The following is a 1,128-nucleotide window of genomic DNA, read 5'->3' on the forward strand; positions in this document are numbered from 1 at the left end:
GCGGCTACCTATTGACTGGTGCTACGACCGCAGCCAGGCCAGGCTTGGTCGAGGTGACCGGCGGAGTCGCTCTCATCGCGGCTGCCCACCGCAGGTTGGTGTGGCTCTCATCTGGCGTGCGCCCCGCCGGTCACCGCGGCGGTGAGAGGCTCAAGAGGGGACTGCCCAGCTCAAGGTAGCGCTGCCCTCCCGTCGACGACCCATCGTCGGATCGAGGGAGGACACGATGGCCCAGGTCATCATCGGCGTGGACCCGCACAAGCGTTCCGCCACCATCGAAATCATCAACGCCCGGGAGAAGACAGTCGGGCAGGGCCGGTTCGGCACCGACCGCGACGGCTACCAGGCCATGCTCGCCGCCGGCCGCAAGCACAAGGACCGCCTGTGGGCGGTCGAGGGCTGCAACGGCATCGGCCGGCACGTCGCGCAACGCCTGGTCGCTGACGGCGAGACCGTCGTGGACGTTCCCGCGAAGCTGTCCGCCCGGGCCCGGGTGTTCGCCACCGGCCAGGGCCGCAAGACCGACCCGGTCGATGCCCGCAGCGTCGCTGTGGTCGCCCTGCGCACCGAAGGTCTGCGGCAGGTCGTCACCGACGACACCACGGTCGCGTTACGGCTGCTCGTCGACCGTCGTGACCAGCTCGGCCGGGCCCGCACCGACGTGGTCTCCCGGCTGCACCACCTGCTACTCGAACTGGTGCCCGGCGGCGCGAAGAAGGACCTGTCCGCCCAGCAGGCCCGCGCCCTGCTGGGCACCGTGCGCCCGCGCGACGTGGTCGGCAAGACCCGCCGCCGGCTGGCCTCCGAGCTGATCGGCGAACTCGTCGTCATCGACAAAAAGATCAAAACCGCGAAACAGGAGCTCACCGACCTGGTCAACAGCACCGGAAGCCGGCTGATGAACCTGACCGGCATCGGACCGTCCGGCGCCGCCCGCCTGATCGGCGACATCGCAGACATCGCCCGGTTCACCAGCCGCGCCCACTTCGCCTCGTGGAACGGCACCGCACCGATCGACGCCTCGTCCGGCGACCAGAACCGGCACCGCCTCTCCAGAGCCGGGAACCGGCGCATCAACCGCGCGCTGCACATCATGGCCATTGTCCAGCTGCGCCGTGACACCGAAGG

1 protein-coding gene is annotated in these 1,128 nt (G+C 69.9%); it reads left to right on the plus strand.

The features are described 5' to 3' along the window. Positions 1 to 226 precede the first annotated feature (226 nt). A partial coding sequence (locus tag M2302_RS33030; protein WP_280841712.1) for an IS110 family transposase occupies positions 227 to 1,128 on the plus strand: 902 nt, incomplete at its 3' end.

It is taken from the genome of Micromonospora sp. A200 (assembly GCF_029893845.1).
Classification (GTDB): Bacteria; Actinomycetota; Actinomycetes; order Mycobacteriales; family Micromonosporaceae; genus Micromonospora; species Micromonospora purpureochromogenes.